This is a genomic window from Vulcanococcus sp., assembly GCF_044369115.1.
In the GTDB taxonomy this organism is placed as follows: Bacteria; Cyanobacteriota; Cyanobacteriia; order PCC-6307; family Cyanobiaceae; genus Vulcanococcus.
Window position 1 is genome coordinate 1 of sequence record NZ_JBIPMN010000005.1, and the last position, 14871, is coordinate 14871.

The 14871-nt window shown below is 60.8% G+C and carries 11 protein-coding genes and 2 tRNA genes; 5 read left to right on the forward strand and 8 right to left on the reverse strand.

The genetic code is table 11. The features are described 5' to 3' along the window. A partial coding sequence (locus tag ACIQ2E_RS00755) for a VCBS domain-containing protein (RefSeq protein ID WP_398324755.1) occupies positions 1 to 4927 on the forward strand: 4927 nt, incomplete at its 5' end. Positions 4928 to 4934: 7 nt separating this feature from the next. Here ACIQ2E_RS00755 and polA read toward each other — a convergent pair. Then, positions 4935 to 8018 carry a DNA polymerase I gene (gene polA, locus ACIQ2E_RS00760; protein WP_398324758.1) on the reverse strand — a complete coding sequence of 1028 codons (3084 nt, stop codon included), beginning with the start codon at positions 8016 to 8018 and terminating at the stop codon, positions 4935 to 4937. A gap of 21 nt (positions 8019 to 8039) precedes the next feature. Between polA and ACIQ2E_RS00765 the strand changes: the two genes are divergently transcribed. The 3 genes from ACIQ2E_RS00765 to ACIQ2E_RS00775 are packed head-to-tail and all read left to right on the forward strand — an operon-like array spanning position 8040 to position 10088. Beyond that, positions 8040 to 8567, forward strand: a complete 528-nt coding sequence (locus tag ACIQ2E_RS00765) for a DUF1643 domain-containing protein (RefSeq protein ID WP_398324761.1) — start codon at positions 8040 to 8042, stop codon at positions 8565 to 8567. Further along, positions 8567 to 8815, forward strand: coding sequence for a hypothetical protein (locus ACIQ2E_RS00770; RefSeq protein WP_398324764.1), 249 nt, complete (start codon positions 8567 to 8569; stop codon positions 8813 to 8815). The genes ACIQ2E_RS00765 and ACIQ2E_RS00770 overlap by 1 nt, the downstream gene beginning before the upstream one ends. After that, on the forward strand, positions 8805 to 10088 hold the full coding sequence (locus ACIQ2E_RS00775; RefSeq protein ID WP_398324767.1) for a cation:proton antiporter: 1284 nt from the start codon (positions 8805 to 8807) through the stop codon (positions 10086 to 10088). Before ACIQ2E_RS00770 ends, ACIQ2E_RS00775 begins: the two co-directional genes overlap by 11 nt. Here the strand turns inward: ACIQ2E_RS00775 and gltX are convergent. The 6 genes from gltX to ACIQ2E_RS00805 form a co-directional block, all read right to left on the reverse strand. Beyond that, positions 9993 to 11414 carry a glutamate--tRNA ligase gene (gene gltX / locus ACIQ2E_RS00780; RefSeq protein WP_398324770.1) on the reverse strand — a complete coding sequence of 474 codons (1422 nt, stop codon included), beginning with the start codon at positions 11412 to 11414 and terminating at the stop codon, positions 9993 to 9995. The two genes, ACIQ2E_RS00775 and gltX, sit on opposite strands and share 96 nt — an antisense overlap. Before the next feature lie 46 nt (positions 11415 to 11460). Beyond that, positions 11461 to 11534 (reverse strand) — tRNA-Asp (locus tag ACIQ2E_RS00785). Positions 11535 to 11900: 366 nt separating this feature from the next. Then, a complete protein-coding gene (locus tag ACIQ2E_RS00790) occupies positions 11901 to 12089 on the reverse strand; it encodes a hyperconserved protein Hcp (protein WP_006043540.1) in 189 nt (62 codons plus the stop codon). A gap of 37 nt (positions 12090 to 12126) precedes the next feature. Beyond that, positions 12127 to 12199 (reverse strand) — tRNA-Trp (locus ACIQ2E_RS00795). A gap of 98 nt (positions 12200 to 12297) precedes the next feature. After that, on the reverse strand, positions 12298 to 12801 hold the full coding sequence (rplS, locus tag ACIQ2E_RS00800) for a 50S ribosomal protein L19 (protein ID WP_398324773.1): 504 nt from the start codon (positions 12799 to 12801) through the stop codon (positions 12298 to 12300). A gap of 42 nt (positions 12802 to 12843) precedes the next feature. Further along, positions 12844 to 13149 carry a peptidase gene (locus tag ACIQ2E_RS00805; protein WP_398324776.1) on the reverse strand — a complete coding sequence of 102 codons (306 nt, stop codon included), beginning with the start codon at positions 13147 to 13149 and terminating at the stop codon, positions 12844 to 12846. A 65-nt stretch (positions 13150 to 13214) separates the two neighbouring features. Here ACIQ2E_RS00805 and map point away from each other — a divergent pair, with 65 nt between their 5' ends. Beyond that, on the forward strand, positions 13215 to 14108 hold the full coding sequence (gene map, locus ACIQ2E_RS00810; protein ID WP_398324779.1) for a type I methionyl aminopeptidase: 894 nt from the start codon (positions 13215 to 13217) through the stop codon (positions 14106 to 14108). A 6-nt stretch (positions 14109 to 14114) separates the two neighbouring features. On the opposite strand, the gene ACIQ2E_RS00815 is transcribed toward map, so the two are convergent. After that, on the reverse strand, positions 14115 to 14846 hold the full coding sequence (locus tag ACIQ2E_RS00815; protein WP_398324782.1) for an NAD-dependent epimerase/dehydratase family protein: 732 nt from the start codon (positions 14844 to 14846) through the stop codon (positions 14115 to 14117). Between the last annotated feature and the right edge of the window lie 25 nt (positions 14847 to 14871).

Consider the following 14871-nt stretch of genomic DNA (forward strand, 5'->3'; position numbering starts at 1 on the left):
TAATTCCTCTGAGCAGACTAATTCCCTGCAAGACGGGCAAACTGTTTCCGATTCCTTCAGCGTTGCTTTAACCGACGGCGTTCAAACCACCGCCCTAGAGGATATTGTCTTCAATATCATCGGCAGTAATGACGCACCTAGTCTGGAACCTGTTGTTGCTGGTTCTTATGTCGATAGCCCAGGTAATAACACAAGCTTCTCACCCATCATTGGAAAGTTAACAGCTGATGACCCTGAGGGGCAAACTCTTAGTTTTGGTATTACTGATGGTAGTGTTGCGAATGGTTTTGCAACAAGGACCGGCATCTACGGAACATTAACTCTCAATACCCTAACCACGAACGCCACCGATGCGTTCACCTTCACGGTTTCCGACAATGCAACCGGATTTGTAACCACTGATTTCAAGGTCAATATCAGCGGTGTGTTAGATACAATTCCGCCTTCGCCACCAGTCTTGTTGGCAGTTGCCGGTGATAACCAGATTAATACTGCAGAAAAATCAAGTGGCGTTTCTTTAAGCGGTACGGCAGAAGCTGGCAGCCTCGTGACGATCGCCTGGGGTGAATCGACGCGTACCACTACTGCCTCCTCAGCGGGAATATGGTCGCTTCACTATGCTGCCGCCCAAATACCTAGCGCCGGTGAGTACACACTCACTCTTACCTCAGAAGATACCTCGGGTAATAAGTCACTTGCAACCGAGCGCGTCGTCAAAGTTGTTGCTGATAACCTACCGCCAACAGGATTGGTTCTCAACAATGCAGGTATTCCCAAGAAGTCTGCTTCTGAGCTGCTCAATACCCCTTTAGGCACGCTTGTCGCCACGGATCCTGATGGCCAAGATCTTCGCTACGATCTCGCACCTGCTACAACGTTTAATGACAACTCCTTAGTTGATATTAATCCCTCAACTGGTGTCATCACGCTTAGACCCTCTGTTGATCAAGATAACTTTGCCGCCATTCTTGCATCTCGCACGGCTCTTCGGATCAGCGTCACGGCAACTGAAATTGTTGAGCCTGAAGCTGAAGCTCAGGAAGCGCTCGCTGTGGGCGGCACCTTCTTGATCCCAATTATTGCCAATTTAAACAATAGTGCTCCAACAGTCGTCACTCCTAACGAGCCTGTTTCACTGGCTTCCGTTAACGAAGGCGCCAATCCATCTACGTTGAGCGGAAATACTGTTAGCTCTTTATTCGGGGCCCGCTTTTTAGATCAAAACCTTGATGGATCGTCCAACGGTTTTGCGGCTGTCGCCGTTGTCAACGATCCATCCCTGATGTCACAGGGCCGGTGGCAGTATCGATCTGCATCGGGGAGCTTGTGGCAAAATCTACCACTTTTGAGTGAGTCAGATCCCTTCATTCTCTTATCAGGGGATCGTCTGCGTTTTGTCCCAGGTCCTGGTTTCGTCGGATCTCCAGGTTCTCTCTCAGTCCGGCTGCTGGATAACAGCAACACCTGGAAACGAGGGCGCCTCAACCAAGGTGAAGCCCTTGCAGTTGGTGGCTTCGGGTCTGCTTCCTCAGATTTGCTGTCTTTGACCACAACTGTTCTCCCGACACCTAAGCGCCCTACAGAACTTCGGCTTGTTGATGTGGTTGGTGTGCCATCTAGTAGCTCCGGCACACCGTTCGCAACGGCTGTTGGCACTGATCTTGATTCGCCTAACAGTCTTGAATACACGCTTGTGTATGCCACGGGTGCCTCGGGAGCGAACGTTAGCGCTGATTTCGCATTAAATTCATCAACGGGTCAGTTGAGTCGTGTGGGCACTGCTGCTCTCAACGAATCAGCCATCAGCTTTCGCTTGGCTGTCAGCGACGGCCAGACGACTCCTTTAGAGCGTTCTTTTACTTTGGGCGTTCTCAATAACACCAATCTTGCCCCTCAGATTAATCAGCAAGCTACGCTCCCTCAGCTTTCCCCAGTTTTAGAAGGAGCCTCCAATCCGCCTGGCGATACCGTCGGGGATCTGTTCGCATCCAGTTTCCAAGATTCCAGTGCGGGCTCTCAACAAGTTTCTAATGGCACTACATTTGCAGGTGTCGCGATTATTCAGAATGCTGCAAAACCCCTACAGGGTGCTTGGCAGTATCGCCTGACACCTGACGGTTCATGGCTTGCGCTACCACAGGTAGCCGAAACCACTCCGTTCCTTCTTGCCGCTACTGCGGAGTTGCGCTTCTTGCCCCGTCCAGGCTTTTCAGGATCGCCTGGCTCCTTGAATGTTCGCTTGCTCGACGGCAGCGAGTCTTTCATCTCGGGGCTTCGCGCTGGAGCGCTCTCTTCGGGAGGTTCATCCTCAGCAAGTGCAAGTCTTCTGACTCTGAGCACACAGGTTAATCCCCAACCGCAAGCTCCTAATGCACTGTTCTTGGCTTCAGGGGCTCTGCTGCCGTTTGACCTCACATCATCCAATACCCCCATTGCGACTCTGAATGCCACCGATCCAGATAGCAGTAGCGGTTCTCTCACGTTTAGTTTGCAGCAACCAAGCAGCAGCAACGACAATGCTTTGCTTAGCTTGGTTGGTAATACTCTATATCTAGCCAATGCAGTGACTTCTTCGCAGCTGGATGCTGTGCGACAGAGAGGCTACCTGCGTCTTTCTGCGAAGGTTGAGGACGGAACTGGTGGGGTTCTAAATCGAGATATTCGAATTGCAGCTGAAAATGGCATTAACCAGGCTCCCTTGGCACTGCCTCAGCAGCAGATCCCCCCTTCGTGGGCACCTGTTGTAGGTGTTTCAATCGAAGATCTCCAGCGTCGTTTATACGCGAACTCTGTGGATCAGGGGGCGTCGGCTTCCGAGATCTCCGGTCAATCTGTTGCAGAGTTGTTCGGCTCCAGCGCCGTATTCAGGGATCAGGCTGCGGCCGCGAATGCATACAGCAACTTCGCCGGTGTCGCGGTTGTCGCGAACGAAGCGGCTCTCAATCCTCTTAATGGTCGCTGGCAATATTCTTCTAGTGGTGGTGTCAGCTGGTTGTCTTTCCCTGTAGTCAGTGCTGACGCTCCTTTGTTGCTCCGTGCGGATGCACTGATCCGCTTTGTTCCCGCTTCGAGCTTTTATGGCACCCCAGGTTCACTCTCTGTTCGTTTGCTGGATAACAGCATATCCGTAGCTAACGGACTTTTAAACCCTTCCAGCGACAACCCTCTGGTCGCTGGTGGTTCCGGACCTGCTAGTGCTGAGATACTCAAATTGTTGACGTATGTCAATAGAGTTCAGACTTTCAGCCTTCCCGAGCGGGTGTTCTTTCAGACGGCGCGCTCTATTCCCGTTGACGCTGGAAAAGTTCAGGCGGGGACTTTGCTCGGAACGTTCGCTGCTTTTGATCCTGACACGGATGCTGCTGACCTTGTCTATCGCCTGGCGTCAGGTTCTTTGCCTGATTCACTGAGTGGTTTGGCCTCTAAGCTTGTTGTGGATGGTAACCAGCTTCGAGTTGCATCTGGCTTGTCTGATGCAGATCTTCCGTCTGAGAATGATATTAAATCGCTTAGTTTCAGGGTTGGTGTTTCCGATCGCTTAACCCAACAAGGGGAGTTCTCCTATGTTGATTTTCCGCAGCGGTTTGTGATCGCGGCGGCCAATGTGGATCGGCCTGTCGACCTTACCCCTCGCTCTGAAACCACTGTATTGCCTTCTCTGGGCACATCTAGTGCTGCGAGCTCGGCGATCCTATTTTCGGCAACTGGTCTCTCCGCTGATCTATCTGTATCTGTAGGCCCTGTTGTTACTCAAGAGATTCTGAGCGGGTTCAACGCCCAATCACTCGGTTTTTCTCAAGATCTTGAACTTGAGTCAATAGCGCCTCTGATGCCGCTGTTGGACTTTGCCATCGCACTAGAGAATCCGGGCGAAGTTGTTCGATTCGAATTCGAGCTCCCTGATCAGCTTTATGGCTCTCTTAAAAAAATCAATTATCTGAAGTTGGCTTCGGATGGATCGTTCTCAGTGTTTGACTGGCAAACTGATGAGTTCGGTGTCAGTACTGGTTCACGCCTAGAGAGGCTCGTGAACGGCGCTTATCTCGCTGTGAATCAAGGGGACTTCTTGGATCAGCAGATGGTCAGCAATGTCTATCTTGCTGTTTATGTTCAGGATAATGGTCGTGGTGACGACAATCCCGAGCTAGGTCTCGTTCGTGACCCTGGTGGCCTGTTCGAAGTCAATCTTGCTCCTCCTGTTCCTGTTCCTGTTCCTGTTCCTGTTCCTGTTCCTGTTCCTGTTCCTGTTCCTGTTCCTGTTCCTGTTCCTGATCAGACCGCTGACTCACCTCTTAATCTTCTGATTGACTATCGGACTCCTGCTCCTGGAGATCGGGTTCTATCGGATGCGTCTGATCGTTTAAGGGTTCGCAACGGCAAGTCATTCGGTTCCGGTAACTTCTTCCTAGGGGCTGGTGATGATGTCTTTACTGTTGCTTCCAAGCTCCGGCGTCGCAGTTTCTATGTAGAAGGCGGCGCCGGTGATGATGCTATTTACCTGGGTAAAGGCTCCGATACGGTTGTGGGCGGTGCGGGTAACGATCTCATCAAGGCATCAGATCGCTCCAGGCCACGGAAGATCACCGAAATCGATCGACTAGCTGGCGGTGAAGGAAATGATCTCTTCGTTTTGGCTGAGAACAAACGAGACAGCCTCTATCTTGATATCAAAGGTCGTGGCAATAGTAGCTATGCGCTCATCACCGATTTTGCGGAAGGTGACCGAATCCAGCTTGCTGGTCGTCGTCGTCGGGCGCTCACGCTCTCTCGAGATGTTGCCCCTGAGGGTCTGAATCCTTCGGCAGGCTTCGCCATCTTTGATGGCAACGACATGATTGCTTATGTCGTTGCTGATAGTGCTGTTGTTGCCTCTGTCGACCTCGACGATGCACGTTTCTTCAGTTATTTAGGCGCTGTACGCCGATAGCAACACTTCATTTTGTTTCCATCCAGTTGGGGCCGACGCCCGTTTCCACCAGCAGGGGAACCGACAGCTCAACCGCGCTCTCCATGGTTTCACGGGTGAGGCTTAGCGCCTGATCGAGGGCCTCAGGCGCTGCTTCGAGCACCAGTTCGTCGTGCACCTGCAGCAGCAGCCGCGCCGGTAGGCAGCTGGCGGCAAGTTTGTGATGCAGCTGCACCATCGCCAGCTTGATGATGTCAGCGCTGGAGCCCTGGATTGGGGCATTGGCGGCGGCGCGCAGTTGCTGGGCTTCCATGCCGCCGCGGCGGGCCACCTCCAGGTCGATCTCCAGGGGGTCTTTGCCCAGCAGGCGGCCGAGGCCGGAGGGATCGAAGGCGAACGGCCGCCGGCGGCCCAGAATTGTTTCCACGTAGCCGCGGCTCAGCGCCAGCCGTTCCTGCAGCTCCAGGAAGGCGAACACCCGCGGGTAGCGCTGCTTGTATTTGCTGAGGAAGTCTTTGGCTTCGGCCTGGCTGACGCCGGTTTCACGCGCGAAGCGCTGGGCGCCCATCCCATACACCACGCCGAAGTTGATCGTTTTGCCGAGGCGCCGTTCATCGCTGCTCACTGCCTCGCCGGCGCCCTTGTCGAGCAGGAGCCGCGCCGTGAGGGCGTGCACGTCGTCGCCGTTGCGGTAGGCATCCACCAGTGCCTCCTCTCCCGAAAGGTGCGCCAGGATGCGCAGCTCGATCTGCGAGTAGTCGGCGCTGATCAGCTGCCAGCCGGCCTCCGGCAAAAACGCCTTGCGGATCCGCCTCGAAAACTCGGTGCGCACCGGGATGTTTTGCAGGTTGGGGTTGCTGCTGCTCAGGCGCCCCGTGGCGGTCACCGCCTGGTTGAAATCGGTGTGCACCCTGCCGGTTTCCGGCTCCACCAACGCCGGCAGGGCATCCACGTAGGTGCTCTTGAGCTTGCTGAGGGTGCGGTGCTCGAGCACCAGCGGCACCACCGGGTGGGCATCTTCCAGCTTCTCAAGCACCACGGCATCGGTGCTCCAGCCGGTTTTGGTTTTGCGTGATTTCTTGCGATCGAGCCCGAGCGTGTCGAACAGCAGCTCGCCCAGTTGCTTGGGGGAGGCGAGGTTGAAGGGGCTGCCGGCGGCTGCGATCGCCTCGCGCTCCAGCTGCTCCAGCGTGGCGGCCAACTCCTGGGAGAGCTCGCCCAGATAGGCCGTGTCGATGCGGATACCTGTGGCTTCCATCTGGGCCAGTACCGGCTCCAGCGGCAGTTCCACGCGATCCAGCAGCTGTGGCAGTTGCGGCCCGAGCTCCACCAGTTGGGCCCGCAGCAGCGGCGTCAGCCGCCAGGTCACGTGCACGTCCATGCCGCAATAGAGCGCCGCCTGCTCGATCGGCACGGCCGAGAAATCCGCGCCCTTGGGCACCAGTTCGCTGAAGCTGGTGGGCAGGAAGCCGAAGTTGCGCTGGGCCAGCAGCTCCAGGCCGTGTTTGGCGTTGGCATCGCGCAGGTAATCGGCCAGCAGCGTGTCCATCACCACGCCCTCCAGCGGCAGGCCGTGGCGCAGCAGGATCAGCCGGTCGTATTTGGCGTTCTGCAGGGTTTTGCGATGCTCGGGGCTGGCGAGCCAGGGGGCCAGGGCGGTGAGCACCTGATCGAGGGGTAGCTGCTCTGGAGGCGGGTTGAGCAGATCGCCGCTGCTGCCGCTCTGGTGGCCGATCGGGATGTAGGCCAGCTCACTTGGGCCCTCCCCCCAGGCCACCCCCACACCCACCAGCTCGGCGCGGAAGGGATTGAGGCTGGTGGTCTCTGTATCGAGCGCCACGGGAGAGGCGGGATCGGTGCAGGCCATCAGGCGCTGCATCAGCGCCGCGAGAGTTTCGGGGCTGGTGATCAGCTGGGGTTGGAGTTCAGGGGTTGCGCTGGTGGTGCGGGCCTCTGTTGCGGACTGGTTGGAGGTTGGTGCTGTTTCTGCTGTGTCCGCATCCGGATATCCATGGATATCCGCCTTGCGAGAGGAGCTTGAACGCTTCTCCCCACCCACTCCCACGCTCTCCGGCGGTTCCGCCGAGAACACCTGGGCGAATTGGTCAACCTGACGGCGCAGGCTGAACAGCTCCAGCTCTTCGAGGCTGTCCGCCAGGGCCTCGGCGTTCACAGCGCCCAGCTCCAGGCGGGGGGCCTGGGGCAGGGGGATGTCCACCAGGATTTCGGCGAGCATGCGCGAGCGGTAGGCGCTCTCGCGGTCTGCTTCGAGCTTGCCCAGCAGGGCGCCCTTCAGCACCCCCTTGGGGTCTTTGGCCTTGGGGCCGGCGGCCAGCAGCTCCGTCAGGGCCGTATAAATGCCATCGAGGTTGGTGTAGGCCTGCAGCAGGTTGATGGCGGTTTTCGGCCCCACCCCTTTCACGCCCGGGATGTTGTCGCTGCTGTCGCCGGTGAGTGCCTTGAGGTCTACCACCTCTTCCGGGGTGACGCCGAGCTTCGCCACCACGCCTTCGCGCCGCATTTCCACCGGCCCACTGCTTTTGGCATAAGGCCCACCACCCATGTAAAGCACGGCGATGTCGCGCTGATCGTCCACCAGCTGGAACAGGTCGCGATCACCGGAGAGGATGCGCACCCGCCAGCCCGCGTTGGCGGCGCGGTTGGCCAGGGTGCCGAGTACGTCGTCGGCTTCGTAGCCGGGCGCCATGCATAAAGGAATGTCGAGCGCCTGCTGCAGGATCTGCTGCAGGTTGCCCAGATCCTGGAAGAAGTGCTCCGGTGCCTCGTCGCGGTGGGCCTTGTAGGCCTCATCGGCCTCGTGGCGGAAGGTGGGCTCGGCCGTGTCGAAGGCGATCACCACCCCCTGGGGCACCAAGCCCTTGCAGTTGTCGAGCAGCGCCTTGAGGAAGCCGTAGGTCACCGAGGTGGGCACGCCTTCTTTGGTGCTCAGGCCCCCCTCGCCGCCTTTGCTGAAGGCATAGAAGCTGCGGAAGGCCAGCGAGTGGCCGTCCACCAGCAGCAGCAGGGGTTTGCCGTTTGCTGAACCCCCGCTTGCTGCGCCCGCCACCCGTTGCTCCTGATCCGGTGCGCCCCAGCCTGGCAGAGGCCGCATCTGGTCTGTCAGGGTTACTGGATGGCCCTTTCGCGTCAGGCCGCCTTCAGCGCCGATCGCCGCTACCGCTGGTGGTTGCAGCGCTGCTGGACTCCCGAGCAGCCGCAGCTGCTGTTCATCGGCCTCAACCCCTCCCGCGCCGATGCCGAACGCGACGACCCCACCCTGCGGCGGCTGCTCGGGTTTGCCCGCGCCTGGGGGTTCGGCGGCTTGGAGGTGGTGAATCTGTTTGCCCGCTGCTCCTCCAGCCCGGCTGTGCTGCGGCGCAGCAGCGACCCGGTGGGAGCTGAGAACAACCAGTGGCTCCAGCGCAGCGTGGCCGCGGCGCATGCCCTTTGGTTTGGGTGGGGCAATGGCGGTGTTTGGCGCCAGCGGGATCAGCAGGTGCTGGATTTGTTGGCGCCGCAGCTGCATGCTGACACCCCGCTACTGGCCGTCGGGCTCACCGCCAGCGGCCAACCGCGCCATCCTCTCTACGCCCCGGCGGCTGCCCAGCCCTTGCGCCTGCAGCATCCTGGGGCTGTGCGCCCGCTCCCTGCCTGCCGCTGATGGCTCGAACCCCCAGTCGCTACGCGATTCATCTACTCCTGGCCGGTGGCCACACCCAGGTGGTGCATTTCCCCAGCCTCGACACCTTTCAGCAGTGGTACGGCACGGTGCTTAACGCCGGATCCGCTGACGCGTTTATCAACGTGCCGATCAACGAGTTGCCCGGCGAATATCTGGTGGTTCGCCCCAGCGCCGTGCAGGGCATCCGTGTCGAGCCCATCTACGGTTCGCTGGATGATGAATTCTGAACTGGTCTGGGGAGCCTCGTTCTTCTCAGGCTCCCTGGCCCAGCTGGTGGCCAAGCTCAGCGGCCTGCCGGCGGTGGTGCTGTTGCTGGTGCTCGGCCTGGTGGTCGGGCAGGCGGGTTTGCATCTGGTGCAGCCGGAAACCCTCGGAGCCGGCCTCGAGCCGCTGGTGGGTTTGCTGGTGAGCCTGGTGCTCTTCGATGGCGGCCTCAATCTGCGCCTGGCGGGCAAGCAGCTGCAGCGCACGGTGATTCAGCTGGTGCTGGTGCGGCTGGTGCTCGGGCTTGGTGGTGGAGCACTGCTGGCCCATGAGCTGGCTGGCCTGAGTTGGCCCCTGGCCTGGGTGTTCGGTGCCATCGCCCTGGCCACTGGTCCCACCGTGATCACGCCGATGGTGCGGCAGATGCGCTTGCAGGGCGATCTGGCTCAGGCGCTTGAGGCGGAAGGCCTGATCCTCGAGCCCACGGCTGCGGTGCTGGCGTTGCTGCTGTTGCAGCTGGCCCTGGGTGATCTGCCCAGCTGGCAGAACGTGGCCAGCTTGCTCCTGCTGCGTTTGGGCGGTGGCGCCTTGCTTGGGGCCCTGGCGGGTTGGCTGTTGGTGCTGGTGCTCGAGCGGTTGCCGAAGGACGCCGCAGGCCTGCAGTTGCAGGTGTCGCTCGGGATGCTGTTTCTGGTGGTGGCCGGCACGCAGACGCTGCTGCCGGAAGCGGGATTCCCCGCGGCGGTGATGGTGGGTGTGGTGGTAGGTCTGCGGCTCGATGAGCAGGCCAGTCAGCTCGATGAGTTGATCGCCCAGTTGGCGCAGCTGGCGATCACAGTTCTGTTTCCGTTGCTCGCGGCGGATCTCTCCTGGGCTGAGCTCAGTCCACTGGGCTGGGGTGGTGTGGCCTGTGTGTTCTGTCTGATGCTGTACCGCTGGGTGGTGGTGCAGTGCGCCGGCATCGGCCTGAGCTATCTGAGCTGGCGCGACAAGTTGATGCTCAGCTGGGTGGCACCCCGCGGCATCGTGACCGCTGCCGTAGCCAGCCTGTTTGCGCTGGAACTGGAGGCGGCCGAGGTGCCGGGAGCCGGGGCCCTGAAGGGGCTGGTGTTCCTCACGATCCTGCTCACTGTCGTGGTGCAGGGCTTCAGTGCGCCGCTACTCGCCCAGAAACTCGGGCTGGTGGAGCCAGAGGCTCCCTCACAGGCTGCGCTCGATGCGGCTGCGCGCCTCACCGCTGGGTTGCAGCAGCAGCCAGGTGGTGAGCAGATCGGGACCCTGAAGGCTGCCGAGTAGGGCGGCCCGCAGGGTTTTCATCAACACGCCTTTTTTCACACCTGCAGCGACCACGGCTTCGCCCAGCAAGGCTTGGGCGGCATCAGCCGTGAGTGCACCCTCGGGCAGCCGCTCAAGCAACGCCTGCAGCGCCGGGCGAGCACCCTCGCTTTCCAGCTGTGTCACGGCCGCTGCATTCAGCTCGGGCCGCTCGAAGAAGGGTTGCGCCTGCGCGATGCCGTCTTGCAGGGTGACCAGCGATGGGCCCAGGAGTGCTGAAAGCTCCTGCAGCCAGCTCGGCTCCGCGCGCTCGACCGCCCAGCCCTGGGCACTCCACAGGGGCAACAGCTCAGCCAGCAACTGCTCAGGGCCCTGCTCATGCAGCACCTGGCTGTTCAGCCAGTTCAGCTTGTCCCAATCGAAGCGGGCACCGGCTTTGTTGACCCGATCGAAATCAAACGCTGCTGCGGCCTGCTCGAGGGTGAAGCGCTCCCCCATGCCTTCCGGCGGCGACCAGCCCAGCAGGGTCATGTAGTTGGCGAGGGCTTCAGCTGTGTAGCCCTGGGAGCGGAAGTCGCTCACCGAGGTAACGCCATCGCGCTTGGAGAGCTTCTTGCCTTCTTTGTTGAGGATCAGCGGCGTGTGGGCAAACACCGGCGCTGGCGCGCCGAGGGCCTCGTACAGCAGCAGCTGCTTGGCGGTGTTGGCGATGTGGTCTTCGCCGCGGATCACATGGGTGATGGCCATGGCGGCGTCATCCACCACCACCACTAGGTTGTAGAGGGGATCGCCGATCTGATCGGCGGGGGCGCGGCGGGCGATCACCATGTCGCCCCCCAGGTCGGCACCGGCCCAGCGCATCTCACCGCGCACCAGGTCGCTCCAGGTGATCGCGGCGGCATCGTCGATGCGGAAGCGGATCGTGGCTTCGCGCCCTTCGGCGATGTAGGCCTGCACCTGCTCGGAACTGAGATCGCGGTGGCGGTTGTCGTAGCGGGGGGCGCGGTTTTCAGCGGCCTGCCGCTCACGCATCTCGGTGAGCTCGGCCTCGCTGGCGTAGCAGCGGTAGGCATGGCCACTGTCCAGCAGCTGCTGAATGGCGGCGCGGTGCTCGGCGATGCGCTCGCTTTGTACCACCGGTTCGCCGTCCCAGTTCAGCCCCAGCCACTGCAACCCTTCCAGGATGTTGGCGGTGTACTCGGGCTTGCTGCGCTCCTTGTCGGTGTCTTCGATGCGAAGCAGGAATTGACCGCCCTGGCGACGCGCAAACAGCCAATTGAACACGGCGGTGCGAGCCGTGCCGATGTGGAGGGTGCCGGTGGGACTGGGGGCGAGACGCACACGCACCGCCGCTCCAGTTGTCACCACTGGCCTTGTCCTCAAATAAATGGAACGGGACTGACGGGGCTCGAACCCGCAACTTCCGCCGTGACAGGGCGGTGCTCTAACCGATTGAACTACAGTCCCTCGAGTGCTCTAAGAGCGCTCCCAGACTGGGCTTTGGGCCTCGTCTGTGCCGCGTCAGCGACTCCAAAAGTATCTGTTGTCGACCTGCCCTCCGTCAACTGGGCTGCGTGGCTGAGCGATGTTCTGAGTCTTCACTCAAGGACCGGTGGTGTTGGCGCGGGCTGTCCGGCTTGCTCTGTTGTGCCGCCTAGCCCGCTCAGACGCGTTCGGTGGGACGTGGTTGAGCCCGCACGCCGCACCATAACCAGGGCACCGCAATAGACACCCACTGGAGCGCCGCATTGGAGCGCCGCACCGGCGTGTTGTGTGGAGCCACAAAAAAGCCCGCCGGGTGGCGGGCTTATCGGTGCACAACGCTGGAGACCCTCAGGGCCGGAAGCCAGCAGGCTCGATCAGACGAACTTGATTGCCGCGGGCCGTGAATTCACGACCTTGATCGCTTTGAACGACGACGCGACCACCCGATTTCACACGGATCACCCGGGCACGAACCCAACCCAAGGCGGCGGATTCGAGAACCTTGACGACATCACCGGGCTGTAGATCCAACTCCATGTCCGGAACGTAGAAACTGCAGGGAGGGAACACCGAACGCGCCGTGGAGGACTTGAACCCCCGACATCAGGTTTTGGAGACCTGCGTTCTACCAACTGAACTAACGGCGCAGGGCCGATGTTCCCTCTGCCGGATGATCCAGGTAGGAACCGAATCATCCGACGGGCCAATCAACGAAAGATGGCCTTGAGCTGAGGCCGAATGGCGATCAGCGATCGAAGCGCTGCTTGACACGGGTGGCTTTGCCCACTCGATCGCGCAGATAGAAAAGCTTCGCTCGACGCACCTTACCCCGGCGCTCCACCTTGATGGAAGCCACCTGAGGGCTGTGAATCAGAAAAACACGCTCAACACCCACACCCTGGAAGATGCGGCGCACGGTGATGGTCTCGTTGAGGCCGCCGTGACGCTTGGCGATCACCACACCCTCGTAGGGCTGGATGCGCTCCTTGTTGCCCTCGGTGATGCGCACACCCACGCGCACGGTGTCACCCACGTAGATATCAGGGTGGTCCTTGGCCTGCTTGGCGATCTGCTCTTCTTCGAAAGCGCGGATCAATTGGCTGGCGCTCAGCTTGCCCACGCTCACCTTGGCGGCAGGCTTCTCGGCAACGGCAACGTTGCTCTCAGCAGCGGCAGTGGCCTCGGTGCTGGTGGTGTCGCTGGTGGTTTCTTTGATGTCGTCAGTCATGTCTTTGGGTTCCGCTGCCATCCAGCTCCGAAAAACGCCTGGCCAAACAACTAGTGTACTGGCTCAGGGTGCAGTGGTCCCTGCGGGCTGTCTGCGGCGCCAGCGCTGAAGCAGCATTCCGCCGCCAGTGCACAGCATCCAGAGCAAGCCCAATCCATTGAGCAGCACATAAACAGGTTCGGCCGAAGGGCCCAGCCATTCCCCTTCGTGCACCACCATTAGCCAGTGCACCTGATCGCGGCCCAGGCCAGCCCAGTCTTTCAGCAGCCGGTAGCTCATGCCGCTGAGCACGGTGAGAAGCAATGGCGCCAGCACAACAGGAGCCAGCGCCGCATGCCAGCGGCGCAGTTGAACCAGCAGCGTGCTCATGGCGGGGATCTGCCGAGCTGAGGTTTCAGGTTCTAACTTGCAGTGAAGGGGTCTGTAACGCCGAGATGAACCTGTTCGCTGACCTGCTCGCCGCCACGCAGAAGTCCCAAGCTGGCGCCGCCACCGCCACCGCCGCTGCGACCGACACCCCTTCCGTGATCACTCAGACGGGGCCGCGTATTCAGAAGAGTCGTCGCGGTGTTGAGGTGAAGAGCGCCCGCGAGATCGACACGATGCGCCAGGCCAGCCGGATCGTGGCCACCGTTCTGCGCGAAATCATCCAGATGGCAGCACCCGGCATGACTACCGGCGATCTCGATGCCCACGCCGAAAAGCGCATCCGTGAGCTGGGTGCTGTGCCCAGCTTCAAGGGCTATCACGGTTTTCCCGCCAGCATCTGCGCCTCTATCAACAATGAGGTGGTGCACGGCATCCCCAGCAACAAGCGGGTGATCAAGGCCGGCGACCTGATGAAGATCGACACAGGCGCCTACTTCGATGGCTATCACGGCGACAGCTGCGTGACCATCTGCGTGGGCGAGGGTGTGCCTGAGCACGCTCGCACCCTCTCGCGGGTGGCCCAGGAATCCCTGATGAAGGGGCTGGCCACCGTGAAGGCCGGCAGCACCCTGTTCGATCTGGCTGGAGCGGTGCAGGATCACGTGGAGGCCCACGGCTTCGCTGTGGTGGAGGACTACACCGGCCACGGCGTGGGCCGGAACCTGCACGAGGAGCCCTCGGTGTTCAACTACCGCACCCGGGAGCTGCCCAACATGAAGCTCCGCCCCGGCATGACCCTGGCGGTGGAGCCGATCCTCAACGCCGGCAGCAAGGCCTGCCGCACCCTCAAAGATCGCTGGACGGTGGTGACCGTGGATGGCAGCCTCTCGGCCCAGTGGGAACACACCATCGCCGTGACCAGCGACGGCTGCGAAATCCTCACCGACCGCGATTTCTGAAGCACCTCAGCGGGCTGATCGCTGGCTGGTGGCCTGGAAATAGAGCCAGCGGCTGAGGCATGCCAGGGGAATCAACAGATAGGTGAGTGGATTGGGGCTGACGATCACCAGCCCCCAGTTCCACCGCACCTGCCGCAGGATTTCTCGCGCCACAAACCCTGCACTCATCACCCCGATTGGGTTGAGGGCTGAACGGAAGGGCCCCAGCACCAGGCGCCGCAGCCGTAGCTGCGGCCCTGCCAGATCCAGGCTGCGCAGGCTCAGCAGCTGCCCCTGCAGCCGTTTGCTGATCTCGTAGAGGGGGCTCAGCGCCGCCTGAATCTCGGCTTCTGAGGTGTTCATCCACAGCTCCCGAGCCACGGGGCGGGCTGGATCGGTGTTGGCGATGGCGGCAAAGAGTTCCAGCAGCCGCCAGCTGCTCAGGGCATTCACCTCCAGTGAGCGCAGCACGGCCTCGGCACTTCGGTCGGCGTGGCTGTTGAACCCGTGGTTCACCACCAGCACATCGCAGCGCTCCAGCACGGGTTGCAGCTCCTGTTCCTCACCGCAGTTCCAGCGCACCTGCTCAAGCGGCACTGCTTGGCCGTCGGCGCTGCTGAGGCAGAGCGGCGCATCACTGCTGGTGAGAGCCACCAGAGCAGCGCCCTGGCGATGCAGCTCGAGCAGCAGCGCTCGTCCCAGGCTGCCGCTGGCTCCGGTCACGGCCACGGTGCGGCCGGCAAAAGGCAGCTCAGACATCGGCAATGGGCGTTGGCGTCAGCTT